Below are 23922 nucleotides of genomic sequence, written 5' to 3'. Positions count from 1 at the left end.
AATGGAGCCTTTCAATCTCACTTACGTAGTTGACCTTGGTTTTCTCAAACAGTCTCCCAAACGGTTTGACTTATCACATGTGTAGTACTTAAGCAATCCAGTGGACTGTTTAAGGTGGGTACGTAAAACTAAAAAGTGACCAGTTACAAAAAAGCCAATCAGCAGTGTCATTGGTGCTAAAGAACCTCATGAACTGTGCAGGAGTAAGACTTCTTGAGCTAGCCAACAAGTCTTACCCCCAACCACTGCGTTAATCTGATAAATCTAGAATAATGCTAACGAGTCTGGACTTTTGTCTCAGACTCTTTTGGTATTTAAAAGGATTGGTTAAGCGGGGATTTTAGCTTATTTATAATGATTTTCATCTGGACAAATCGTCTGAATTGTGCTACAATTCAGAATAATAAAAGGGAGGATTCCTAATGCGAGATGATATCAAGTTAAATGAGCGTGCTAAGGCTATCAGCCAAGAGTTGGTTGAAAAGTTAGAAACTGTTTATGATTCAGAGATTGAGCTGGATATTTATAATCTTGGTCTAATTTATGAAATTAATTTAGATGACAATGGTCACTGTCGGGTGGTCATGACTTTTACCGATGTTGGTTGTGGCTGTACAGAGACTCTCCCGCTTGATTTGGCTGATACCCTCAAAACCATTGATGGGATTGATTCTGCCACGGTTGAAGTCGTTTGGCAGCCAGCTTGGAAAATCACCCGCATCAGTCGATTCGGGCGGATCGCTCTGGGAATTAGTCCTAGGTAACTTTAGATTTCTGAAAAAGAAGTAACTGAGGCTCTGTTTTGTCTCGACTTATTTTCATTTATCTATCTAATAGAGAAGAGGAAGTTTTATGACAGATGATATGAAACAACTCCGTCATCGTTCAGCTGTTTATGACAGTATGGTTAAGTCACCTAATCGTGCTATGCTGAGGGCAACAGGGATGACTGATAAAGATTTTGATACTCCGATTGTTGGGGTTATCTCAACATGGGCTGAAAATACTCCTTGTAATATCCACTTGCACGACTTCGGTAAGTTGGCCAAGGTTGGTGTCAAAGATGCTGGTGCTTGGCCGGTTCAATTTGGAACTATTACAGTTGCTGACGGTATTGCTATGGGGACTCAAGGAATGCGCTTCTCTCTGACTTCCCGAGATATCATTGCTGATTCTATCGAAGCTGCTATGGGGGGGCACAATGTCGATGCCTTTGTGGCTATTGGTGGTTGTGATAAAAATATGCCAGGTTCCATGATTGCCATTGCAAATATGGATATCCCTGCTATCTTCGCCTATGGCGGTACTATTGCTCCGGGTAATCTGGATGGTAAGGACATTGATCTAGTTTCTGTCTTTGAAGGAGTTGGTCACTGGAATCACGGTGATATGACTGAAGAAGAGGTGCGCCAAATTGAATGTAATGCCTGTCCCGGCCCTGGTGGCTGTGGTGGTATGTATACGGCTAATACGATGGCGACAGCTATCGAAGTTCTGGGAATGAGTCTGCCCGGATCTTCATCACATCCAGCTGAATCGGCTGAAAAGAAGGCGGACATTGAAGAAGCTGGTCGTGCTGTCGTGAATATGCTTAAATTGGGCCTCAAACCATCTGATATCTTGACACGTGAAGCTTTTGAGGATGCTATTACAGTTACCATGGCACTTGGTGGATCGACTAACTCAACTCTTCACTTGCTCGCTATCGCACATGCAGCTAATGTTGACTTAACTTTAGAAGACTTTAATACCATTCAGGAAAAAGTTCCGCACCTAGCTGATTTGAAACCATCTGGTCAATACGTTTTCCAAGATCTCTATAATGTCGGTGGTGTGCCTGCTGTTATGAAATATCTATTAGCAAACGGTTTCTTACATGGTGATCGTATGACATGTACTGGTAAGACTGTTGCTGAAAACTTGGCAGCCTTCTCAGATTTAACGCCTGGTCAAAAGGTTATCATGCCGCTTGACAATCCTAAGCGCGCCGATGGTCCTCTGATTATTCTCAATGGTAATCTGGCACCAGAAGGAGCTGTTGCCAAGGTTTCTGGGGTTAAGGTCCGCCGACATGAAGGCCCGGCTAAGGTCTTTGATTCTGAGGAAGATGCTATTGAAGCGGTTCTGAATGATGATATTGTTGACGGTGATGTTGTCGTTGTTCGCTATGTTGGCCCTAAAGGAGGCCCCGGTATGCCTGAAATGTTGTCTTTGTCATCTATGATTGTAGGTAAGGGACAAGGCGACAAAGTAGCCTTAATTACTGACGGACGCTTTTCTGGTGGTACCTATGGCTTGGTTGTCGGTCACATTGCTCCCGAGGCTCAAGATGGTGGTCCGATTGCTTACTTAAGAACTGGTGACACTGTCATCGTTGACCAAGATACCAAGGAAATCACTATGAAAGTTTCTGAGGAAGAATTAGAACGTCGCAAGGCTGAGACAATTATTCCACCGCTTTATTCCCGCGGTGTGCTCGGTAAGTATGCTCACATCGTTTCCTCAGCTTCAAAGGGTGCTGTAACGGACTTCTGGAATCGAGACGATAAATAATGATCGCTGGGACCCTCTACTTTAGAGGGCAGAAACTAAATACAGTTGCTGAATAAATGATGAGTTTGGGACAGGAGTCTCAAACTCTTTCATTTTATGTAATATCAACTAGCTGTTTAACGTAGCTTGCTAGAAGTCTCGTCTAATTAAAACAAGTTTTGATCAGATGTTTGGCTAAAGAAAAAACATAACAGCAAGAGAGTTCCAAATAAAGAGAAGTGACTGATTAAAGAACATTCAATCCTAATTTGGACTTTTTTTGCTACTCTAAAAATGGTAACATAATAACGATAATATTTTTGGAGGTCGCCATGAAGACTTTGCAGGCCTATTTACCTGGTTTTGCTCTGACAGCAGTTTTAGCGGTCATTGCGATGATTTTGGGGGACTTTTTCCCTTTAATTGGCTCAAGTATCTTCGCTATTACTTTGGGGATTTTGATTAATAATACTCTGGGGGTGAAAGACACTCTGGAACCAGGAGTCGCCTATAGTGGGAAGAAAATTCTTCAGTATTCCATTATTGTCTTAGGATTTACGATGTCCATTCAGCAGGTGTCTAAAACTGGAATTTCCTCCTTAAAAATTTCAATTACGACAATTTTGATTTCTTTTTTAGTTTCTTATCTAGTTGGCCATTGGCTTAAGATGCCTAAGAATTTAGAGACTTTAATTGGGTTTGGAACGGCTATTTGTGGGGGATCGGCCATTGCAGCGGCTTCACCAATTTTAGAGGCTGAGGATGATGAAATTGCTCTCTCTATATCAACCATTTTCTTATTCAATATTTTAGCGGTCTTTCTCTTCCCAGCTCTAGGTCACTTGATGCAAATGTCGGATGACAATTTTGGTCTCTGGGCAGGAACTGCCGTCAACGATACGTCTTCAGTGGTAGCAGCTGGTTACAGCTACAGTCAAAAAGCAGGAGATTTTGCGACTATCGTGAAATTAGCCCGTGCCTTGATGATTGTGCCGGCCTGTTTGATTTTGGCGGGAATTAAATTTTATCAATCTAAGAAAAGCCAGCAAAATTTTTCTTTTAAAAAGATTTTTCCTTGGTTTATTCTCTGGTTTGTCCTAACATCAGTCCTGTCTTCGGTAGGGATTTTTCCTAAGTTTGCGATTCCTTATGCTAAATCATTGTCCCAATTCTTGATGGCTATGGCTTTATCTGGAATTGGTTGTAAGGTTTCTTTTCAGCAATTCAAGCAAGCAGGGCACAAGCCCTTGGTTACAGGGCTTATTACCTGGGCTGCTGTCGCAGGTTCTAGCTTAATCTTACAATATTTTGTCTTTTAAGGTCATGAGATTATTATGAAATCATGCTATAATTATCTGTAATTGTATTAAGGAGTGTGGCTATGCCAAGAAAAAGAAAACGACCTTTAGATAGTCGGATTGATTATACGGTAATCTTACCAGTCTTTTTGCTAATTCTAATTGGAATGGTAGCAATATATACAGCAACTAATCACGATTATCCTAAGACCATTTTATCAGTTATGATTCAACAAGTCGTTGGAGTTGTCATCGGTTGTGTAATTGCCTTTGTGGTCATGTTTTTCAACGTTGAACGGCTCTGGAAATTGACCCCCTATCTCTATGGGATAGGTCTAGTTCTGATGGTTTTGCCTCTATTTATTTATAGTCCGGCCTTGGTGGCCTCTACTGGGGCGAAAAACTGGGTCAGCATTGGTTCAATCAGCCTCTTTCAGCCGTCAGAATTTATGAAAATTTCCTATATTCTGATGTTGGCCCGAACGGGAGTCTGGTTTAAGGACGAGTATAAGGATGAAGAACCGTCTTTGCAAAAAGATGGTCGTCTGATTCTGATTTATTTTGGTATTACTGTCCCTGTTTTCTTGCTTCTACTGTTGCAAAAGGATTTGGGGACTGCTATGGTCTTTTTGGCTATTTTAGCAGGTTTAATTGTTCTCTCGGGTGTTTCTTGGCGATTGATCTTGCCCACCATCTTGGTGGCGGGCCTAGGCTTTGGTCTCTTCCTCCTCATCTTTACCAGTGATTGGGGTAAGGAGTGGCTCTATCACATGGGGATGGAGACTTATAAGATTAATCGGGTAGCAGCTTGGTTAGATCCCTTTGGCTATGAGTCTGGTATTGCCTACCAACAGGTTCAGGGATTGGTTTCTATCGGCAGCGGTGGCCTATTCGGAAAGGGCTTTAATGTTGCAGAGCTCTCGGTGCCAGTGCGTGAATCTGATATGATTTTCACGGTGATTGCAGAAGATTATGGTTTTATTGGAGCTGTGATCGTGATTTTGCTCTACTTGATTTTGATTTTCCGAATGATTCGGATTACTATCGAATCAAATAATGTCTTTAATACCTATATTGCGACTGGTTTCATCATGATGATTCTCTTCCACGTTTTTGAAAACATCGGAGCAGCTATCGGCGTTCTTCCTCTGACAGGGATTCCTCTGCCCTTCATTTCAAAAGGAGGATCGTCACTCATGTCAAATCTAATTGGGGTTGGTTTGATCCTCTCTATGTCCTATCAAAACTCTTTGGTTAAGGAGAGACGGATCGATGAAGGATTGAGCCGACAAAATTGGAATAAATATTGGATTTAAGAAGATGCCTTGGAATTAGTTCCAAGGCTCTTTGTTTGCCTTTCCAACCACTGGCGAACAGTAATGAAAAGCTGGCATATCTAGTGCAAAAAACACCAAAATATGCTACAATAAAGATTATGAAATTTCACGATTATATCTGGGATTTAGGCGGTACCCTACTCGATAATTATGAGACCTCAGCACAGGCATTTTGCCAAACCTTAAGGGAGTTTGGCCTAGAGGCTGATCACGATCAGGTCTATGCTAAGTTGAAAATCTCGACAGATGCAGCCATTGCTTATTTCATTCCTAACCAACCAGCTTTTCGGGCCCACTATAAGAGCCGTGAGGCACAAGCTTTAGCAGAACCGGTTCTCTTTACAGGTGCTAAAGAGTTGTTGGCAAAGATTGTTGAACAAGGTGGGCGAAATTTTATGATTTCCCACCGAAATCATTTAGTCTTAGATATCCTTAAAAAAGCAGGAATTGACCAGTATTTTACAGAAGTTGTAACCAGTGAGTCGGGATTTGCCAGAAAGCCCAACCCTGAGTCTATGCTTTATCTGAAACATAAATACGCTATGACAAGCGCTCTGGCCATTGGCGATCGAGAAATTGATCGGCAAGCAGCCCAATCAGCAGGAATTGAAGCCCTGCTCTTTGATGGAAAAAAATCATTATTAGAAACGGTAGTATAAGATGACAGAAGAAAATAAAACGCGTCAGGAATTGGCCCAAAAGTACGATGCCAGCCAAATTCAGGTTCTAGAAGGTCTAGAAGCTGTTCGAATGCGTCCTGGTATGTATATTGGTTCAACCTCTAAAGAAGGGTTGCACCACTTGGTTTGGGAGATTGTTGATAACTCCATCGATGAGGCGCTGGCTGGTTTTGCTAGTCATATTGAGGTCTTTATCGAATCTGATGATTCCATTACCGTTATTGATGATGGTCGGGGAATTCCGGTTGATATTCAAGAAAAAACAGGCCGTCCGGCAGTTGAAACAGTCTTCACAGTTTTGCACGCTGGGGGTAAATTTGGCGGAGGCGGTTACAAGGTTTCTGGCGGTCTTCATGGTGTTGGGTCTTCTGTTGTTAATGCGCTCTCAACCTCGTTGGAAGTTAAGGTTTACAAAAATGGTAAAATTCATTTCCAAGAGTATAAGCGCGGCTTGGTTGTCGCTGATCTCAAGATTATCGGAGATACTGATAAAACAGGGACAAGTGTTCACTTTACACCAGATCCAGAAATCTTCACAGAAACAACTGAATTTGATTTTGATAAACTGGCTAAGCGGATTCAAGAATTAGCCTTTCTTAACAAGGGACTCAAAATTTCTATTACCGATAAGCGGGAAGGCAAGGAACAAAGTCAAGTTTACCACTATGAAGGAGGAATTGTCAGTTACGTTGACTACCTCAATGAGAACAAAGAGGTTCTCTTTGATCAGCCTATTTATACTGATGGCGAAATGGATGGTATTTCAGTAGAAGTAGCTATGCAGTATACTGGGACTTATCACGAAAATGTCCTTAGTTTTGCCAACAATATTCATACTCATGAAGGTGGAACTCATGAGCAAGGTTTTCGAACGGCTCTAACTCGGGTTATCAATGACTATGCCCGTCAAAATAAGTTACTCAAAGAAAAGGACGACAATCTCTCCGGCGAAGATGTCCGTGAAGGTTTGACAGCAATCATTTCTGTTAAACACCCCAATCCTCAATTTGAAGGTCAAACCAAGACGAAACTTGGCAACTCGGAAGTAGTTAAAATTACTAATCGCCTCTTCAGCGAAGCCTTCTCACGCTTCCTTTTAGAAAATCCTCAGATTGCTAAAAAAATTGTTGAAAAGGGGGTTCTAGCTTCCAAAGCCCGGATTGCAGCTAAACGTGCCCGAGAAGTTACTCGTAAGAAGTCAGGTCTGGAAATCTCCAATCTGCCCGGTAAGTTGGCCGATTGTTCTTCTAATGATGCTAGTCAAAACGAACTCTTCATTGTCGAAGGGGACTCGGCCGGCGGTTCGGCTAAGTCGGGTCGAAATCGCGAATTTCAAGCCATCCTTCCTATCCGTGGTAAAATTCTTAATGTTGAAAAGGCCAGCATGGATAAGATCTTGGCTAATGATGAGATCCGCAGTCTCTTTACAGCTATGGGAACAGGCTTTGGGGCAGAGTTTGATGTCAGCAAGGCACGTTACCAAAAATTAGTCATTATGACCGATGCTGATGTCGACGGTGCCCACATTAGAACCTTACTCTTAACTCTCTTTTACCGCTACATGCGACCAGTTGTTGAAGCAGGTTATGTCTACATCGCCCAACCACCAATCTATGGGGTTAAAGTCGGCAGTGAGGTTAAGGAGTACATCCAACCAGGTGCTGATCAAGAAACTAAGTTACAGGAAGCTCTGGACCGCTATACTCAAGGTCGGTCTAAACCAAGTGTACAACGCTATAAGGGACTTGGTGAGATGGATGACCATCAGTTGTGGGAAACAACCATGGACCCTGAACATCGCCTCATGGCAAGGGTTTCTGTGGATGATGCGGCTGAAGCAGATAAAATTTTTGATATGCTAATGGGAGATCAAGTCGGTCCTCGCCGTGAGTTTATCGAAGAAAATGCGGTCTACTCGACCCTAGATATTTAGTTGGAACTTTTTTTGATAAGTCCCTGGAACTATGATATAATGGGGCGTACTATGTGAAAGAAAAGGAGCAAAAGTGTTGGTTTCATTAGAATGAGAATCATGATTTTGCTCTAGCAAGCCCGACTAACTTTGCAGGCCGGCCCTGATAAAGACAGTGGATCTTGCATTAAGGTATCAAAATGATAGAAAGTAAGGTGGTCTTCTACGAATGCCCATCTTATAACTTAAAGGAGAGAACATGTCGAGCGGAATTGTCGTACTGATTGTAGTCGTTGTCCTAGTGGTCATCATCGGCTACCTCATCGGTGTTATTCTTAGAAAACGAAACGATTTACGACTGGCAAAGTTGGAAGAACGCAAGGAAAAGTTGTTTGACCAGCCTGTCGCAAAGGAATTAGAATCCGTTAAAAAGCTGAATCTGATTGGTCAAAGTCAAACCACCTTCCGTGAATGGAACCAAAAGTGGACAGATCTTTCGAATAATACGATTAAGGATATTGAGGCCAATCTGGTTGAAGCTGAAAACCAAAACGATTCTTTCCGCTTCCTCAAGGTCAGAAATTCTATTGGTACAATTGAAAGCCAGTTAGAGTTGGCAGAAGAAGATATTACTTCAGTTCGTGAAGCTCTTGAAATTTTGAAGGATCAAGAAGATAAAAATAGTGCACGTGTTAAGCATGCCCTTGATCTTTATGAAGATTTGAAAACCAGCATTGAAGATAATTCTGATAACTTTGGAGCAACTAAAACTGAGATTGAGAAACAACTCAAGAATATTGAAACTGAGTTTTCTCAATTTGTAACTCTTAATTCGACAGGTGATCCAGTTGAGGCAGCTGAAATTCTAGATAAAGCTGAGGAGCATACAATTGCCCTTGGACAAATTTCTGAAAGAATCCCTGCAATTGTGGCTAAGTTAGAAGATGACTTCCCAGATCAATTGGATGATTTAGAGTCAGGTTACAGCAAGCTTTTGGATGCTCATTATCACTTCCCAGAGCGCAATATTGAGCGTCGCTTCCAAGACATTCGTGAATCAATCTCCAGCAATGCAGATGGTTTGGTGACCTTGGATTTGGATCGGGCCAATGAAGAAAATGAAGAAATTCAAGAGAAAATTGATGGTCTTTATGCAATCTTTGAGCGTGAAATTGATGCCAATAAACAGGTCATGAAAGACTCTAAGATCCTTCCAAAATACTTGGAACATGCTAAGCATAATAACCAAGCTCTGGAAAAAGAGATGGATCATCTCAATACACTTTACATTATTGAAGATAATGAGACTCTCAGTGTTAGCAAGTTTGCTAAGGAACTGGAAAAAATTGAAGAAGATACGATCCCAGCAATTGAAAACTTTGATACTCAAGAGAAACCTTTCTCTGAACTCAAAGGGATTTTCGATGACGCTCTTAAAACCTTGTCCACTGTTGAAGAAGGTCAGATTGAACTTAGCGGTGAGCTCAAGGGCATTGAACGTATTGAAAATGAGTCACGGATTAAGGCTGATGACTATGTCAACCAATTGCATGTCATCAAACGCTTTATGGAAAAACGCAATCTACCTGGTATTCCACAAGATTTCCTCAGCATTTTCTTCACAACCAGTGAGCATCTGGAAACGTTGTTGGATGAATTAAGTAAGGGACGTATCAATATTAATTTGGTAGCACGATTAACGGAATCGGCGGGTTCTTCTATGGATCTTCTGATTGAAACAACCTACCGAGTGGTTCAAAATGCTACTTTAACCGAACAGCTCCTGCAGTACTCAAACCGCTACCGTAGCTTTGAGCCAGCTGTTCAGGATAGCTTTGAAATTGCTCTTAAACTCTTTGAAAAAGAGTATGATTATAAGTCCTCCTTTGAAGAAATCTCTTACGCCTTGGAAATTGTTGAACCTGGTGTAACTGATCGTTTCGTATCATCTTATGAAAGGACACGGGAAATTATCCGCTTCTAATAAGGGAAAAATGACTGGAAATTCCGGTCATTTTTTAATGTAAAATTTCGGACTAAAGGTCATAAATTTTATACCCATTTGTGATATAATGAAAGTCCTAATGAACAAGGGAAGCTGGTAAATATTTGCCAGTTTTACTATGATAAAACAGGTATGATTTTGTTTGACTTGGTATTTAAAAAGGGGGATGCTAATGTTTGAGACGGCTAAAAGCGCCGAACGGGTGATTTTGCTGGGCCTTGAACTGCCAAGCAGCCAGAACTTTGCAATGTCTATGTCAGAATTGGCTAGTTTGGCTAAGACAGCAGGTGCCCAGGTCGTCACAAGCTATCGGCAGAAGCGAAAAAAATATGATAGCCAATTCCTAATTGGTTCTGGGAAGCTACAAGAAATTGCGGCCATGATTGAGGCGGATGAGATTGATACGGTCATTGTCAATAATCGCTTGACTCCGAGACAAAATTCCAATCTGGAGCAAGCCTTTGGTATTAAGGTTATCGACCGTATGCAACTAATTTTGGATATTTTTGCCATGAGAGCCCGCAGTCATGAAGGAAAGCTCCAAGTTCATCTCGCCCAACTTAAATATATGCTGCCTCGCTTAGCTGGACAAGGTGTTATGCTCAGCCGTCAGGCGGGTGGAATTGGCAGCCGAGGCCCGGGTGAAAGTCAGCTGGAACTCAATCGTCGTTCTATTCGTCATCAAATTGCTGATATTGAGAGACAACTTAAGGCTGTTGAAAAGACACGGTCAGTCATACGGGAAAAACGTTTGGAGCCAACCGTTTTTAAAATCGGTTTGATTGGTTATACCAATGCCGGAAAATCCACTCTCATGAACTGTTTGACGGATAATGGTCAATATGAAGCTGATGAGCTCTTTGCTACTTTGGATGCCACGACCAAGCAAATTTATCTCAAAGATCAGTTTCAAGTGACGCTGACGGATACGGTTGGTTTTATTCAGGATTTGCCGACAGAATTGGTAGCAGCTTTCAAGTCAACTCTGGAAGAAAGCCGTCATGTGGACTTACTTCTCCATGTTATTGATGCTAGCGACCCTAATCATACTGAGCAGGAACAAGTGGTTTTAGCTATTCTCAAGGACTTGAACATGTTGGATATTCCTCGATTAGCCATCTATAATAAGATGGATCAGGCTAAAAACTTGGTGGCAACCGTCTTTCCTAATATCCGCATTTCATTAAGAAATCAAGGAAGCCGACAGATCCTCCGTCAGCAGATTTTAGATGAGATTGAGCAGATTTTTCTGCCTTTTTCAATTAAGGTCAGCCCCAATAAGCTTTACAAGCTCTATCAATTAAGCAAGTATGCCTTGCTTGACCCCTATCAATTTACTGAAGGAAGTCAAGAAATTTCAGGATTTATTGCTGAAACAAATAAATGGCGATTGGAAGAATTTTATGACTGATATGATGGAATTAGCCCTCAAATATGGCGGTTATACTAGTTTAGATAAAGTTTATCTACAGACTATTTTAGCGGATCTAAATACTGAGGAGGCTTTGCTTCTAGTTAGTCCGCCCCCGAGTGTTATCAATGCTTACTTTGCTGAGCTCTACCAGAAAGAGAGTCCTCAGAGAGCCACTGACTATTACTGGGAGCTCTCTAAAGCCTTAGGATGGATGACTAAAGAGCCTTCCTTTGTAGAAGAAAGTCATCCTTTTATTCGGCTCAATTTGTCAGGAAAGTCTTTTGGCTTTGTTTATGAGTCCGCCGACCAGATAGCTCAAGTTTTTTCGGAAAAGGCAGAAGTTGTCAGCGACCGACTCTTGATGGAGCTGGCTCAGATCTTCCCCCACTATAAGGTTTATCAAGAGGCTGGCAAGATTAAAATGCGGCCGCTGGAATTTGACGAGGAAGAAAAAGAGGCTGTTACCTTAGACCAGATGTCGTTATTAACGGATGTCTCCCGCTTGAAAGGGGGAATCCTCAAGATTTCTGGCTATAATATAGATGAAGTTATTCATCTAGCAAGCCGGTTGAAAGAGAGCGCTCATGGCTCTGTATATTATGGCTTTAGTCAGAGAGAATTTGCCATTTATATTAAAGAATAGTAAGAAAGAGAGAGGCTAGTTCCTAAGACCTTAGGACTAGCAAGAGAGTTAAGTATGGAATTACAATTTTTAGGAACGGGAGCGGGCCAGCCTGCCAAGGCGAGGAATGTCTCCAGCTTAGTTTTAAAACTTCTCAATGAGATTGATCAGGTTTGGATGTTTGATTGCGGAGAAGGAACCCAGCGGCAGATTTTGGATACAACCATAAAACCCCGCAAGGTGAGAAAGATTTTTATCACCCACCTGCATGGTGATCATGTCTTAGGCTTGCCCGGCTTTTTAGCGAGTCGATCTTTCCAAGCCAGTGAAGAGCAGACTGATTTAGAAATCTATGGTCCAGTTGGTATTCGTAGTATGGTTCTCAATACGCTTAAGTTATCGGGAACACGTTTGCCTTATCACCTTCATTTTCATGAGTTTGATGCTCAGTCTTTGGGAAAAATTTTAGAAACTGATAAATTCACCGTCTATGCTGAAAAGCTGGACCATACCATTTTTTGTGTGGGTTATCGGGTGGTGCAGAAGGATTTGGAAGGTACTTTGGATGCAGAGAAATTGAAGGCTGCCGGCGTTCCTTTTGGCCCTCTTTTTGGTCAGGTTAAGAATGGTCAAGATGTGATGCTAGAAGATGGGACAAAAATTATCGCCAAGGACTATATTTCTGCTCCTCGCAAGGGCAAAGTTCTGACTATCCTTGGAGATACTAGAAAATGCCATGCCAGTGTCAGACTGGCTTTAGGAGCTGATATCCTAGTCCACGAATCAACCTATGGAAAGGGAGATGAGCGTCTGGCACGCAACCATGGCCATTCCACCAATATGCAGGCAGCGCAGGTGGCTAAGGAGGCTAGTGCTAAACGACTCTTAATGAATCATATCAGCGCCCGTTTCTTGGCCCGTGATGTCCGTAAGTTGGAGGCTGATGCCAGAACTATTTTTGAAAATAGTAAGGTGGTCTGGGATTTAGAAGAGGTAGAGATTTGACACAAAAACGACAGCGAGTGATTGCCATTACAGGGGCTTCCGGTGGTTTAGCAGAAGCTATCATTAAACTCTTGCCGCAAGAAGATATGGTAGTGGCTATTGGACGCAACAAGGAAAAAATGGACAGGCTTTATGCTGATAGAGTTAATTTTCAAGCATACAGCCTCAATAGCCGAGATGATCAGGCAGTGGCTAAGCTGGTTGATCAGCTTTATACAGACTTTACCAAGATTGATGTTTTTATTAATAATGCTGGTTTTGGTGAATTCAAGAATTTTGATCAATTTGATGCTGGAACTATCCGAGAGACCTTCGATGTTAATACGCTAGCTGCCATCAATTTTTCTCGCCTAGTTGGGGAAAAGATGGCACAGACTGGCTCAGGGCATATCATCAATATTGCTAGTATGGCTGGTAAAATGGCAACCGCAAAATCCTCTGTTTATGCAGCAACGAAGTTTGCCCTTATTGGCTATTCCAATGCTCTGCGTCTGGAATTGGCTGACAGCCATGTCTACGTGACCACGGTCAATCCTGGTCCCATCTCGACCAAATTCTTTGACCGAGCGGATCCATCGGGGAATTATCTCAAGGCGGTTGGTCGGTTTAGTTTAACCCCTGAGCAGGTAGCCAAGAAAATTGTTGCCAGTATGGAAAAGAATAAACGGGAGCTCAATATGCCCTTCGCCATGGTATTGGCGGCCAAATTCTATGCTCTCTTTCCTAAGACGGCAGATTTTCTTTCAAGAAAGGCTTTTAACTATAAATGATTTCTTCAAAGTTTGATTGGAAACAAATTGACCAGGCTCCGAGTGAGCCCTTTTTAGAGCTGGCGAAAAAAGAAGATTTAGATGAATTGGCAGCTCAGATTCTCTATGAACGAGGAATTGATGATGAGGACAAGCTGCATGATTTCCTATCAGCTGACTTATCTCAGCTCCACGATCCTTATCTGCTCCATGATATGGATAAAGCTGTGGATCGGATTCGTAGAGCGATCGAGTCTGGTGAGCGAATTCTTATTTATGGAGACTACGATGCTGATGGTATGACTTCTAGCTCCATTATGAAGGAGGCTCTGGAAATACTGGGCGCTGAGAATCAGGTTTACCTGCCTAATCGGTTTACCGATGGCTATGGTCCCAACCTGAGTGTCTATAAGTACTTTATTGAGCAGCAAGGGATTTCTCTCATCGTGACAGTTGATAATGGCGTGGCTGGTCATGAAGCCATTGCCTACGCGCAAAAGCAAGGGATTGATGTTATCGTCACTGATCACCATTCTATGCCGGATAGTCTGCCAGATGCCTATGCTATTGTTCACCCTGAACATCCAGCGGGCGATTACCCCTTTAAGTACCTAGCGGGCTGTGGCGTGGCTTTCAAATTAGCTACAGCCCTCTTGGAGGGTATTCCAAACGAGCTCTTGGATTTGGTAGCTATTGGGACTATTGCGGATATGGTCAGTCTGACAGGGGAAAATCGGATTTTAGTAAAATTCGGCCTGCAGATGCTGGCTCAGACAGAGAGAATTGGTCTGCAAGAGCTCATGCAGGTGGCAGATATTGACTCCAGTGACCTTAATGAGGAAACGGTAGGTTTCAAAATTGCTCCCATGCTCAATGCTTTGGGACGTTTGGATGATCCCAATCCAGCTGTTGAACTATTAACGGGCTTTGATGACCAAGGAGCTCACGAAATTGCCCTCATGATTCAGGAGAAGAATGAGGAACGTAAGCAAATTGTCCAAGACATTTATGACCAAGCGCTTGCTATGGTTGACCCTGCTAAGCCAGCTCAAGTTCTAGCCAAGGAAGGTTGGCATCCGGGTGTTTTAGGCATTGTTGCCGGTCGAATTCTGGAAGCCATTAGTCAGCCGGTCATCCTTTTATCTATCGAGGATGGACAAGCTAAAGGATCCGCCCGTTCGGTTGAAGCAGTTAATATTTTTGATGCCCTTAACCCTCATCGAGAGATTTTCGAGGCCTTTGGCGGTCATGCTGGAGCAGCTGGAATGACCTTGCCTGTTGAAAATTTAGCTCAGCTTTCGGATGTTCTCTGCAACTACATCCTTGAAAAAGAGTTGGATAAGGCTGGTAAGAATAGCTTAATCATTGATGAGGAACTCCAGCTGTCCGAATTATCTCTAGATACAATTAGAAATTTGGAAAAGCTCGCTCCCTTTGGAATGGATAATAAAAAGCCAGTCTTTCTCCTTCGGGATTTTAAAGTTCTCCAAAGTCGAATTATGGGACAAAATGGAACTCATCTCAAGCTTAGAGTAGGTCAAGCAGGAACAGAGTTCGATTTGATAGCCTTCTCGCAAGGCCATCTGGCTCAGGAATTTGCTCAGGCCCAAAACCTTGAACTGGCTGTGACTCTCTCGGTCAATAAGTGGAACGGCAATACCAGTCTCCAGCTTATGCTGGTAGATGCTCAAGTTCATGGTGTTCAGTTGATTGATATCAGATCTAAATCTGCTCAGCTGCCTGAAGGCGTCCCCAGCCTCCAGCAAGTAGGAGAAGGGACCGATAAAGCTCAGACTCCAGCTGTGGTTCTATTAGAAATTCCTGATAGCCCGAGTCAGCTCAAGGAAGCTTTTAAGGGACAAGAGTTTCAGACAATCTACTTTAAAAATCAAATTAAACAAGCCTATTATCTAACAGGCTACGGAACGAGAGAACAGTTTGCTAAACTCTACAAGACAATCTACCAGTTCCCAGAATTCGATGTGCGCCATAAGTTGAAGGACTTAGCTGCTTATCTCAATATTCCTAATTTGCTTCTAATTAAAATGATTCAGATTTTTGAAGAGCTGGATTTTGTATCCATTGATAATGGCATCATGACGGTCAATAAGACTGCCAGCAAAAAAGAGATTTCAGATAGTCAGATTTATCAAAATTTGGTAGCCCTAGTCAAATACCAAGAGTTGATGGCTCTGGGAACACCTCAAGAAATTTATGACTGGTTAAAAGCTGAAGAGCATTAGTTAAAAGGGCAGAAATCACATTAATCTGATTATCGAGATAGTTAATTCAAACGAAGATAATCAGATAAGTTTTTAATCAAAGAAAAGTTATTTCCTTGACTTAAGTCGGAGATACTGTTAAAGTAGTCAAGTAATGATTTTTTGAGATAAAGTATTAGGCATCTTTTGTTTTACCTCTTAATTTTTACAAATAAATAAAAAGAGGTAACTCAAAATGGCACAAGGTACAGTAAAATGGTTTAATAGCGAAAAGGGATTTGGTTTCATCACTCAAGAAGATGGTCCAGATGTGTTTGCACACTTTTCGGCAATCCAGTCAAATGGGTTTAAGTCACTTGAGGAGGGGCAAAAGGTTTCATTCGATATAGAAGAAGGAAATCGTGGACCTCAAGCTGCTAATATCATTAAGGTTGATGAGTAATTTATTTAAATAACTTAAAGCACTTCTTTCTCATGAACAGAGAGAGGTGCTTTTTAATGGCTCTTTGTCAACTGTAGTGGGTGACTTATAACGAATATCCAGAGAGAAGACGAATCAGGTCTTCTCTTTTTTTGACGAAAATGTTTAGCAGTAGTTAGTCATGAAGGCCGTTAAAAGATATTCCCAGTCTGCTGCAGTGTCTGTCCATTTTCAGTGTTAATCACCGATGGGTTTGACTATGTTCCTAAAAAACTGTACTATAATAGCATGGATATTTGGACAGCCTTGGGAAAGTATTCCCAGTTGGAAACGGAGCGGCTTTGGCTTCGTCCCTTTCGCTTTGCTGATAGTCAAGACTTTTATAAAATTACACGAAATCCCACTAATCTGGCTTTCATCTTCCCTGCTCAGGCCAGTCAGGCAGAAAGCAATTACCTCTTGGTTCATTATTTTATGAAAGAGCCCTTAGGAACCTGGGCTCTGGAGGATAAGGTCAGTCACCAGATGATCGGAGCTATCCGCTTTGAAAAGCTTAACTTAACCAAGCAGAGAGCTGAAATTGGCTATTTTCTTCGTCAGGATTTTTGGGGACAGGGCCTAGCAACAGAGAGTCTGAAACTGCTGTCCTTTTTAGCCTTTCAAGAATTTAATCTGCGAAGCCTGACAATTATTACCCACAGAGAAAATTTGGCCAGTCAAAAGGTGGCTCAGAAGGTTGGATTTAAATTGGTGAGGGCGTTTAAAGGAAGCGATCGCTACACCCATAAAATGCGCGATTACCTAGAATTTCGTCTAAAGGCAGGTGAGATGTCATGACTAAACATCAGGAAATTTTAGAATATTTAGAAGGTCTGCCTATTGGTAAGCAGGTTAGTGTTCGCTCTATTTCAAATCACCTGTCGGTCAGTGAGGGAACAGCTTATCGCGCCATCAAGGAGGCTGAGAATCGTGGTTTGGTTGAAACCAGACCTCGCAGCGGAACCGTTCGGGTAGAGCAGAAGGTTCAGGTGCGGCTGGAGAAGTTGACGTATGCTGAAATTGCGACCATCTCAGAGTCTGAAGTTGTAGCTGGTCATGCTGGTCTTAAACACGAATTCAGCCGTTTTTCTATCGGGGCGATGACCAAAAAAAATGTTGGCCGCTATCTCGTTAAAGGTGGCCTGCTAATCGTTGGTGATCGAGAAGAAATTCAGATTCTAGCCTTGGAAAATAAGAATGCCATTCTCGTGACCGGTGGCTTTACCGTTTCGGACAAGGTTTTAGAGTTGTCTAAAAAGCAGGGGATTCCAGTCATGGTGACAGCCTACGATACTTTCACTGTTGCAACCATGATTAACCGTGCCCTTTCTAATGTAAGAATTAAGACTGATATCAAGACAGTAGCTCAGGTCTATAGTCTTAGGTCTCAGTACGGTTATCTCACCACAAGTGATACTGTTAGTGATTACCATCGCTTAGTCAGGAAGAACAACCATGTTCGCTACCCTGTCATTGATCAGTTAGGACAGGTGCTGGGAGTTATTACCATGCGGGATGTTTCCAACCAAGAGTTGACTACCCAGTTAACTGAGGTGATGACCAAGCCAGTGACAACTAAACCAGAAACCAGTCTGGCAACGGTCGCCCAGCGGATGATTGTCGAAGATTTTGCCATGTTACCAGTAGTGGATGATGATAACCAACTGCTGGGGGTTATTACCCGCAAATTAGTCATGGAAAATCTTCAGGAGCTTAATCATGACGGCCTTCATACCATCAGCGATCAAATTATTGCCAGCCTTAAGACAGAAAATCGAGGCTATGGCTTCAAGGTAGAACCTGCTATGATTGATAACGCCGGTAATTTGACGACTGGCGTTTTGGCTGAGATTCTTAAGGAAACTAGCCGACGAACTTTATCTCAAACTAGTAAAAAAAATATCATTATTGAACAAATGATGATATACTTTTTACAGGCTGTACAAATTGACGATGATCTACGCCTAGATCCGAGGATTGTCAGAGAAAATCGCCGCTCTGCCTTAGTGGATATTGAAGTGACCTGTCAGGACCGGGTAGTCTGTAAGGCCCTGATTACCAGTAAGCTTAATTAAATAAACAGAAAAAAAGAAGATTGATGTGGATGAGAGAGCCTGAGCCAAAAGTCTCAAACTCTTCCACTTTATGCAGTATTTAGAGGAGTTTTTTAAATGATTACACTAAAATCACCACGTGAAATTGAAGCTATGAAGAAAGCAGGGGACGTCCTTGCCAGTATTCATATTGGCTTGCGTGATATGATTAAACCGGGACTGGATATGTGGGAGATAGAAGAATATGTCCGTCGTCGCTGTAAAGAAGCCAATGTCCTGCCCCTGCAAATCGGTGTAGACGGTCAGCTCATGGATTATCCTTATGCTACTTGCTGCGGACTCAATGATGAAGTTGCTCACGCTTTCCCGCGCCACTATATCCTGAAAAAAGGTGATTTACTCAAGGTAGATATGGTACTGAGTGAACCCCTAGATAAATCTGTCGTCAATGTGGCCAAGTTGGACTTCGACAACACTGCTGAAATGAAGAAGTATACAGCGCCTTATACTGGCGGTGTAGCGGATTCCTGCTGGGCTTACGCTGTAGGTGAGGTATCACAGGAAGTTAAAGATTTGATGGCTGTGACCAAGGAGGCCATGTATTTAGGGATTGAAAAGGCTGTTGTCGGCAATCGTATCGGCGATATTGGCGCTGCTATTCAAGAGTATGCAGAAAGCCGTGGTTATGGTGTTGTTCGTGATCTTGTTGGCCATGGTGTCGGTCCAACCATGCACGAAGAACCGATGGTTCCCCACTATGGGAAAGCTGGTCGCGGTTTGCGGCTTAAAGAAGGTATGGTACTCACCATTGAACCAATGATCAATACAGGTACGTGGGAAATTGATACGGACATGAAGACTGGATGGGCCCACAAGACCTTTGATGGCGGTCTGTCTTGTCAGTATGAGCACCAGTTTGTCATCACCAAAGACGGCCCAGTCATCTTGACCAGTCAGGGAGAAGAAGGAACGTACTAAAAAGATGAAAAAAAAGTTCTTGGATGGGTTAGTGGATAAGCTTAACTATCCGCCCTTGCAAGTCTATCTCAAGCATTATCGCAGTGCTGAGATAGACTTATCCAGTATTGCTGTGGCTTATTATTTGTTACTGACATTCTTTCCCTTGATTGTTATCTCAGCCAATATTTTTCCTTATCTGGATATTGATTTACCAGATGTGTTAACCTTTTTACGGGCCAATTTGCCAGCTGAAATTTATAGCAATGTTGCAGGTATCATTCGTAACCTCTTTGCTACCCCATCTAATGGAATTCTGGGAATTGCGACCTTGGCAGGTTTTTGGACCATGTCTCGCAGTCTGACTTCCTTGCAGAAAGCCTTTAATAAAGCTTATGATGTCAGTCAGCACCGTGATTTTGTTATTGGTCATATCGTAGGAATTGTGGCCAGTTTTTTCATCCTCTTCCTGTTGACCTTTGCTCTTTTGCTGTCGACCTTGTCCGATGGGGTTTATCAAGCGGTTCTGCAGAAAAAATATGATGTTCCTTCTGGCTTAATTAAGCTTTTGCTTCACCTCAACCGACCGATAATGGTTCTGGTGGTTTGGATTGGCTTGACGGTCCTTTATTTTATCTTGCCTAATGTGCGAATTAGGAAGATTCGTTATACACTTCCGGGAACGATTCTCAGTGCTGTTGTTATCATCTTTATGACTGGTTTGGTCGGAGACTATGTGACCCGAACCTTCAACAACCTTGTTGATATCAAATTTTTTGGCTCTATCATCATCTTTATCATTATGTTTTGGTTTGTCCTCTTGGCACGGATTCTTATTACTGGAGCTGTCCTCAATGCGACTGCTCAGGAATTATTGACTGGTAAGATGGAAGGTCGCAGAGGAGATGTCTTTGCCTTTCTCCAATCCATGGGAGATCATCGTGGAGAAAATGACAGAGAAGATCAGCCAGAGAAGCAGTCTGGTAATCCTTTTAAAGAGAATGACTAAATCAGCTCCAAGGCTTTGGCCTTGGTTTTTTGTATCTCTAACATATTGATAGTTATAGCAGCTTCTTTAGTCTGGTCTGCATTTGTGCTATAATGGTGAGGATTAAACCCATTAGATGAGGTAGCAAAATGACAGTTGATTTTAAAGCAGAAGTAGAAAAACGCCGTGAAGATTTGCTGGCTGATCTGTTCAGCCTTTTGGAAATCAATTCAGAACGCGATGATAGTAAGGCCGATAAGGAGCATCCCTTTGGCCCAGGTCCTGTCAAGGCGCTCAAGCACTTTTTAGCCATGGCTGAAAAGGATGGTTATAAGACACGCAATATCGATAATTATGCTGGTGATTTCGAATTTGGTGAAGGCGATGAGACTTTGGGAATCTTTGCCCATCTGGATGTGGTGCCTGCTGGTTCTGGTTGGGAGACTGACCCCTATAAACCGGTTATCAAAGATGGCAAACTCTATGCGCGTGGTTCCTCTGACGATAAAGGTCCAACTATAGCAGCCTACTATGCTCTAAAGATTATTAAAGAGCTAGGCCTGCCAACCTCTAAAAAGGTTCGCTTTGTTCTAGGAACAGATGAAGAATCTGGATGGGCTGATATGGATTATTACTTTGCCCACGCAGATGTAGAAAAACCAGACTTTGGCTTTGCTCCGGATGCTGAGTTTCCAATTATCAATGGGGAAAAGGGCAATATTACCCAGTACCTGCATTTTTCTGGCCAAAATACTGGTTCAGTCGTTCTCCAGTCTTTCAAGGGTGGTCTGCGGGACAATATGGTTCCGGAATCGGCAACGGCAGTCCTTTCTGGTCAAGTCAGTCAAGCAGATTTGGAAGAGAAATTATCAGTCTTCTTAGTTCAAAATCCTGATCTGTCAGGCTCTCTAACAGCAGAAGGCGACAAGTTAAAAGTCCAAATTATCGGGAAGGCAGCCCATGGTTCAACCCCTGAAGAAGGTCTCAATGGGGCAACTTATTTAGCGCTTTTTCTTAAGGATTTATCTTTTGCTGGTCCTGCCAAAGCCTTCATTGATTTGACTGCTGATGTTCTGCACGGGGACTTTGATGGGCATAAATTAGGCTTAGCTTATAAGGATTCTAAGATGGGAGCCTTGTCTATGAATGCTGGTATTTTCGACTTTGAAGCGACTTCTGATGATAATACCATTACCCTCAATTTCCGCTATCCCCAAGGAATAGATACTGCAACCATCAAGGCTGGGCTCGAAAAGTTAGTTGTGGTTGAATCTGTTAGTCTGGCTGACCATGAACACCTGCCTCACTATGTCCCAATGGATGATCCCCTAGTTAAGACGCTCTTGTCTGTTTATGAAAAGCAAACTGGTCTAGAAGGTTATGAGCAGGTCATTGGCGGTGGGACTTTTGGCCGCCTCTTGGAAAGAGGTGTTGCCTTTGGCGCTATGTTCCCCGATTATGTCAATACCATGCATCAGGCCAATGAATTTGTCGAAGTGGAAGATCTCTATCGGGCTTGCGCTATCTACGCTGAAGCCATCTACGAATTGATCAAATAGCGCAATAACCATATATCTAAACCAGCTAAGCTCTCGCTAGACTGTTCCGCTGATTTTAGCTTGGAAATACTCAAGGCTGAATGCCCAAGGGCAGAAAAAATGCTCCGACATCAACCTGATTTTGAAAAGGAGATGTTGTCCATGTCAACCATGCAAGACATTGTTAAAGCTATCATGGCCGATCCACAAAATGAGGATTATACCAAGGCTGGTATTGCACCGCTTTTTACGGCGCCAAAGAGCGCCCGTATCAATATCGTTGGTCAGGCTCCGGGAATTAAGGCCCAGGAATCCCGCCTTTACTGGAATGATCCATCAGGTGATAATTTACGGGATTGGTTGGGGATTGATCGGGATACTTTCTACAATTCCGATAAAATAGCCGTTATCCCTATGGATTTCTATTATCCTGGTAAAGGTAAGTCAGGGGATCTTCCCCCTCGCAAAGGCTTTGCTCAGAAATGGCATCCCTTGATTTTGCAAGAATTACCTGATATTTCCCTAACTCTGCTGATTGGTAATTATGCGCAACACTATTATCTCCAGCAAAAGCCTTCAGTCAAGCTGACCGACAATGTCAAGGCCTACAAGGACTTCCTCCCTGATTTCTTCCCTCTGGTCCATCCGTCGCCTCGCAATAATATTTGGCAAAAGAAAAATCCTTGGTTCAAAGAAGAAGTATTGCCAGACCTCAAAAAACTTGTGAAAGATATTCTTGAAAATGACGCAAAAACTGACCTTTAATGTCGCTACCGCTCAAAAGAAACCTAATAATCAGGATAGCTGTCCTTTTTGCCAGATAGATAGTCTGGAAAAAATCATCGCTCAAGAAGGCGATATGATTTGGCTAGACAATAAGTATCCTGTTCTCGATAAGACCTACCAAACCTTGATCATTGAGTCTGACCAGCATCTAGGTGATATCACAACCTACAGTCAAGAACATAATCGCAAACTCTTTGCTTTCGCTATCAAGGCTTGGCACCAGTTGGAGGAGAGCGGCCGGTTCAAGACGGTTGGCTTCTTTAAAAATTTCGGCCCCCTTTCCGGCGGATCTCTGCGCCATCCTCACATGCAGGTCATCGGTTTTGAAGACCTTGATGCCTATGAAGCTATTGACCCGAAAACCTTTGAGGGAGCTCTGGTCTGTCAAGAGACAGATCGGCTGGCTCAGGTCACTATTTCCGGTCAGCCTATGAGCAGTTTCACCGAAATTAATGTAGCTATAGCAGATAGTAAGGACAGCCATAAGCTGGCTGACACTGTTCAAAAGGTCCTCCGCTATGTTTTAGAGGGCTATTTAGACGGAGCCTGCAGCTCCTACAATCTCTTCTTTTACCATCAGGAAGAAGGTCTCATTTGTAAAGTGGTCCCCCGTTTTGTAGCCTCTCCCTATATGATTGGCTATCATCTGGTTCAAGTCAATTCAGCTGTCAGGGTGGCAGAAGAGGTGGCAGAGTTACAGGCTTTTTTAGAAAAGTAGATGGAGTCTGATCCAAGTTGCTTGGATCAGATTTTTTCTAGCCAGCCAGTACACTTACCCTATATTAAATTATTGGAAAAAGGCTTGCCGGCCTTCTTATAAAATGGTAAACTTTTTCTAAAAGTTTTTTTAAGGAAAATATTATGACTCCGAATCAATTTAACCAAGAGCGAGAGGAACAAGACTTTTCTAACCCTATTTGGACATCGGGCAGGGATCATTTCCAAGAACGTTATTCTGACTTAAACCCGCCTACTCTTTCTAAGCAGGATTCTTTAAGGACATTGTCTTTTAGGCAGAACCGCTCGAAGGTGCCAGGCCTATTTGCGGCTATTGTTGCTATTATGACAGCAATTTTATTGCTGTTGATTCTATTAGGTATAATATTTAGCTCGGCCATTAATAATGTCGTTCTGGGCTTAACGACAATAGTCTTGGTCTTTACCTATATGCCTGCGACTATTATTCTTACTATTTTAGGAATAGTTAAGGCCAGTCAATATAATCGTTGCGGTATCGAAAGCTATTCAGCGAGTCTGGTAAGTAACATCGTTTTTTTAATCATCAATGGTCTACTATGGTTCTTTTTCCTAATTTTGGTTATAGAGGGGATTAGGAGCTAAGGATATAAGAAGACGGATTATT

At 42.5% G+C, this 23922-nt stretch carries 21 protein-coding genes; all 21 read left to right on the top strand.

Annotated features, from left to right (window positions below):
• The first annotated feature begins 422 nt into the window (after positions 1–422).
• The 21 genes from ACFSN5_RS06790 to ACFSN5_RS06690 all read left to right on the top strand — a co-directional run bounded on the left by ACFSN5_RS06790 (position 423) and on the right by ACFSN5_RS06690 (position 23900).
• Positions 423–764, top strand: coding sequence for a metal-sulfur cluster assembly factor (locus ACFSN5_RS06790; RefSeq protein WP_165210274.1), 342 nt, complete (start codon positions 423–425; stop codon positions 762–764).
• An 88-nt stretch (positions 765–852) separates the two neighbouring features.
• Positions 853–2553 carry a dihydroxy-acid dehydratase gene (gene ilvD / locus ACFSN5_RS06785; RefSeq protein ID WP_165210277.1) on the top strand — a complete coding sequence of 567 codons (1701 nt, stop codon included), beginning with the start codon at positions 853–855 and terminating at the stop codon, positions 2551–2553.
• Positions 2554–2864: 311 nt separating this feature from the next.
• Entirely contained in the window at positions 2865–3851 is a 987-nt protein-coding gene (locus tag ACFSN5_RS06780; protein WP_165210280.1) for a YeiH family protein, read from the top strand.
• Positions 3852–3913: 62 nt separating this feature from the next.
• Positions 3914–5146, top strand: a complete 1233-nt coding sequence (locus tag ACFSN5_RS06775) for an FtsW/RodA/SpoVE family cell cycle protein (protein ID WP_165210283.1) — start codon at positions 3914–3916, stop codon at positions 5144–5146.
• A 119-nt stretch (positions 5147–5265) separates the two neighbouring features.
• Positions 5266–5826 (top strand): HAD-IA family hydrolase, encoded by a 561-nt coding sequence (locus ACFSN5_RS06770; protein WP_165329107.1) that lies wholly within the window; start codon positions 5266–5268, stop codon positions 5824–5826.
• A gap of 1 nt (position 5827) precedes the next feature.
• Positions 5828–7780 carry a DNA topoisomerase (ATP-hydrolyzing) subunit B gene (gene gyrB, locus ACFSN5_RS06765; RefSeq protein WP_165210289.1) on the top strand — a complete coding sequence of 651 codons (1953 nt, stop codon included), beginning with the start codon at positions 5828–5830 and terminating at the stop codon, positions 7778–7780.
• A 238-nt stretch (positions 7781–8018) separates the two neighbouring features.
• Positions 8019–9743: a septation ring formation regulator EzrA gene (gene ezrA / locus ACFSN5_RS06760; protein WP_165210292.1), complete on the top strand. Its 1725-nt coding sequence runs from the start codon at positions 8019–8021 to the stop codon at positions 9741–9743.
• Between the two features lie 193 nt (positions 9744–9936).
• Complete coding sequence (gene hflX / locus ACFSN5_RS06755; RefSeq protein WP_165210295.1) at positions 9937–11175, top strand: GTPase HflX; 1239 nt, start codon at positions 9937–9939, stop codon at positions 11173–11175.
• Positions 11168–11821 (top strand): cystathionine beta-lyase, encoded by a 654-nt coding sequence (locus tag ACFSN5_RS06750; protein ID WP_165210298.1) that lies wholly within the window; start codon positions 11168–11170, stop codon positions 11819–11821. Before hflX ends, ACFSN5_RS06750 begins: the two co-directional genes overlap by 8 nt.
• Positions 11822–11875: 54 nt before the next feature.
• Entirely contained in the window at positions 11876–12805 is a 930-nt protein-coding gene (rnz, locus tag ACFSN5_RS06745) for a ribonuclease Z (RefSeq protein WP_165210301.1), read from the top strand.
• Positions 12802–13575: an SDR family NAD(P)-dependent oxidoreductase gene (locus tag ACFSN5_RS06740; protein WP_165329106.1), complete on the top strand. Its 774-nt coding sequence runs from the start codon at positions 12802–12804 to the stop codon at positions 13573–13575. Before rnz ends, ACFSN5_RS06740 begins: the two co-directional genes overlap by 4 nt.
• On the top strand, positions 13572–15797 hold the full coding sequence (gene recJ / locus ACFSN5_RS06735) for a single-stranded-DNA-specific exonuclease RecJ (RefSeq protein ID WP_165329105.1): 2226 nt from the start codon (positions 13572–13574) through the stop codon (positions 15795–15797). The genes ACFSN5_RS06740 and recJ overlap by 4 nt, the downstream gene beginning before the upstream one ends.
• A 214-nt stretch (positions 15798–16011) precedes the next feature.
• Complete coding sequence (locus ACFSN5_RS06730; protein WP_165210310.1) at positions 16012–16218, top strand: cold-shock protein; 207 nt, start codon at positions 16012–16014, stop codon at positions 16216–16218.
• A gap of 267 nt (positions 16219–16485) precedes the next feature.
• Positions 16486–17034 carry a GNAT family N-acetyltransferase gene (locus ACFSN5_RS06725; RefSeq protein ID WP_165329104.1) on the top strand — a complete coding sequence of 183 codons (549 nt, stop codon included), beginning with the start codon at positions 16486–16488 and terminating at the stop codon, positions 17032–17034.
• Positions 17031–18311, top strand: coding sequence for a CBS-HotDog domain-containing transcription factor SpxR (gene spxR / locus ACFSN5_RS06720; RefSeq protein ID WP_165329103.1), 1281 nt, complete (start codon positions 17031–17033; stop codon positions 18309–18311). Before ACFSN5_RS06725 ends, spxR begins: the two co-directional genes overlap by 4 nt.
• A 96-nt stretch (positions 18312–18407) precedes the next feature.
• Positions 18408–19268 carry a methionyl aminopeptidase gene (locus ACFSN5_RS06715; protein ID WP_165329102.1) on the top strand — a complete coding sequence of 287 codons (861 nt, stop codon included), beginning with the start codon at positions 18408–18410 and terminating at the stop codon, positions 19266–19268.
• Positions 19269–19272: 4 nt separating this feature from the next.
• Positions 19273–20256 carry a YihY/virulence factor BrkB family protein gene (locus ACFSN5_RS06710; protein WP_165329101.1) on the top strand — a complete coding sequence of 328 codons (984 nt, stop codon included), beginning with the start codon at positions 19273–19275 and terminating at the stop codon, positions 20254–20256.
• 128 nt (positions 20257–20384) lie between these two features.
• Entirely contained in the window at positions 20385–21794 is a 1410-nt protein-coding gene (pepV, locus tag ACFSN5_RS06705; protein WP_165329100.1) for a dipeptidase PepV, read from the top strand.
• 141 nt (positions 21795–21935) lie between these two features.
• A complete protein-coding gene (locus ACFSN5_RS06700) occupies positions 21936–22538 on the top strand; it encodes a uracil-DNA glycosylase family protein (protein ID WP_165329099.1) in 603 nt (200 codons plus the stop codon).
• Complete coding sequence (locus tag ACFSN5_RS06695) at positions 22516–23277, top strand: DUF4931 domain-containing protein (protein WP_165329098.1); 762 nt, start codon at positions 22516–22518, stop codon at positions 23275–23277. Before ACFSN5_RS06700 ends, ACFSN5_RS06695 begins: the two co-directional genes overlap by 23 nt.
• Positions 23278–23420: 143 nt before the next feature.
• Complete coding sequence (locus ACFSN5_RS06690) at positions 23421–23900, top strand: hypothetical protein (RefSeq protein ID WP_165329097.1); 480 nt, start codon at positions 23421–23423, stop codon at positions 23898–23900.
• The last annotated feature ends 22 nt before the right edge of the window (positions 23901–23922 follow it).

Source organism: Streptococcus tangpeifui (genome assembly GCF_044503215.1).
In the GTDB taxonomy this organism is placed as follows: domain Bacteria; phylum Bacillota; class Bacilli; order Lactobacillales; family Streptococcaceae; genus Streptococcus; species Streptococcus tangpeifui.
This window is presented reverse-complemented; position numbering and strand designations above follow the sequence as displayed.

Excerpts from the sequence above, each read along its gene's own strand:
- ACFSN5_RS06790 (WP_165210274.1), top strand. The coding sequence starts at position 423 with ATGCGAGATGATATCAAGTTAAATGAGCGTGCTAAGGCTATCAGCCAA.
- ilvD (WP_165210277.1), top strand. The coding sequence starts at position 853 with ATGACAGATGATATGAAACAACTCCGTCATCGTTCAGCTGTTTATGAC.
- ACFSN5_RS06780 (WP_165210280.1), top strand. The coding sequence starts at position 2,865 with ATGAAGACTTTGCAGGCCTATTTACCTGGTTTTGCTCTGACAGCAGTT.
- ACFSN5_RS06775 (WP_165210283.1), top strand. The coding sequence starts at position 3,914 with ATGCCAAGAAAAAGAAAACGACCTTTAGATAGTCGGATTGATTATACG.
- ACFSN5_RS06770 (WP_165329107.1), top strand. The coding sequence starts at position 5,266 with ATGAAATTTCACGATTATATCTGGGATTTAGGCGGTACCCTACTCGAT.
- gyrB (WP_165210289.1), top strand. The coding sequence starts at position 5,828 with ATGACAGAAGAAAATAAAACGCGTCAGGAATTGGCCCAAAAGTACGAT.
- ezrA (WP_165210292.1), top strand. The coding sequence starts at position 8,019 with ATGTCGAGCGGAATTGTCGTACTGATTGTAGTCGTTGTCCTAGTGGTC.
- hflX (WP_165210295.1), top strand. The coding sequence starts at position 9,937 with ATGTTTGAGACGGCTAAAAGCGCCGAACGGGTGATTTTGCTGGGCCTT.
- ACFSN5_RS06750 (WP_165210298.1), top strand. The coding sequence starts at position 11,168 with ATGACTGATATGATGGAATTAGCCCTCAAATATGGCGGTTATACTAGT.
- rnz (WP_165210301.1), top strand. The coding sequence starts at position 11,876 with ATGGAATTACAATTTTTAGGAACGGGAGCGGGCCAGCCTGCCAAGGCG.
- recJ (WP_165329105.1), top strand. The coding sequence starts at position 13,572 with ATGATTTCTTCAAAGTTTGATTGGAAACAAATTGACCAGGCTCCGAGT.
- ACFSN5_RS06730 (WP_165210310.1), top strand. The coding sequence starts at position 16,012 with ATGGCACAAGGTACAGTAAAATGGTTTAATAGCGAAAAGGGATTTGGT.
- ACFSN5_RS06725 (WP_165329104.1), top strand. The coding sequence starts at position 16,486 with ATGGATATTTGGACAGCCTTGGGAAAGTATTCCCAGTTGGAAACGGAG.
- spxR (WP_165329103.1), top strand. The coding sequence starts at position 17,031 with ATGACTAAACATCAGGAAATTTTAGAATATTTAGAAGGTCTGCCTATT.
- ACFSN5_RS06715 (WP_165329102.1), top strand. The coding sequence starts at position 18,408 with ATGATTACACTAAAATCACCACGTGAAATTGAAGCTATGAAGAAAGCA.
- ACFSN5_RS06710 (WP_165329101.1), top strand. The coding sequence starts at position 19,273 with ATGAAAAAAAAGTTCTTGGATGGGTTAGTGGATAAGCTTAACTATCCG.
- pepV (WP_165329100.1), top strand. The coding sequence starts at position 20,385 with ATGACAGTTGATTTTAAAGCAGAAGTAGAAAAACGCCGTGAAGATTTG.
- ACFSN5_RS06700 (WP_165329099.1), top strand. The coding sequence starts at position 21,936 with ATGTCAACCATGCAAGACATTGTTAAAGCTATCATGGCCGATCCACAA.
- ACFSN5_RS06695 (WP_165329098.1), top strand. The coding sequence starts at position 22,516 with ATGACGCAAAAACTGACCTTTAATGTCGCTACCGCTCAAAAGAAACCT.
- ACFSN5_RS06690 (WP_165329097.1), top strand. The coding sequence starts at position 23,421 with ATGACTCCGAATCAATTTAACCAAGAGCGAGAGGAACAAGACTTTTCT.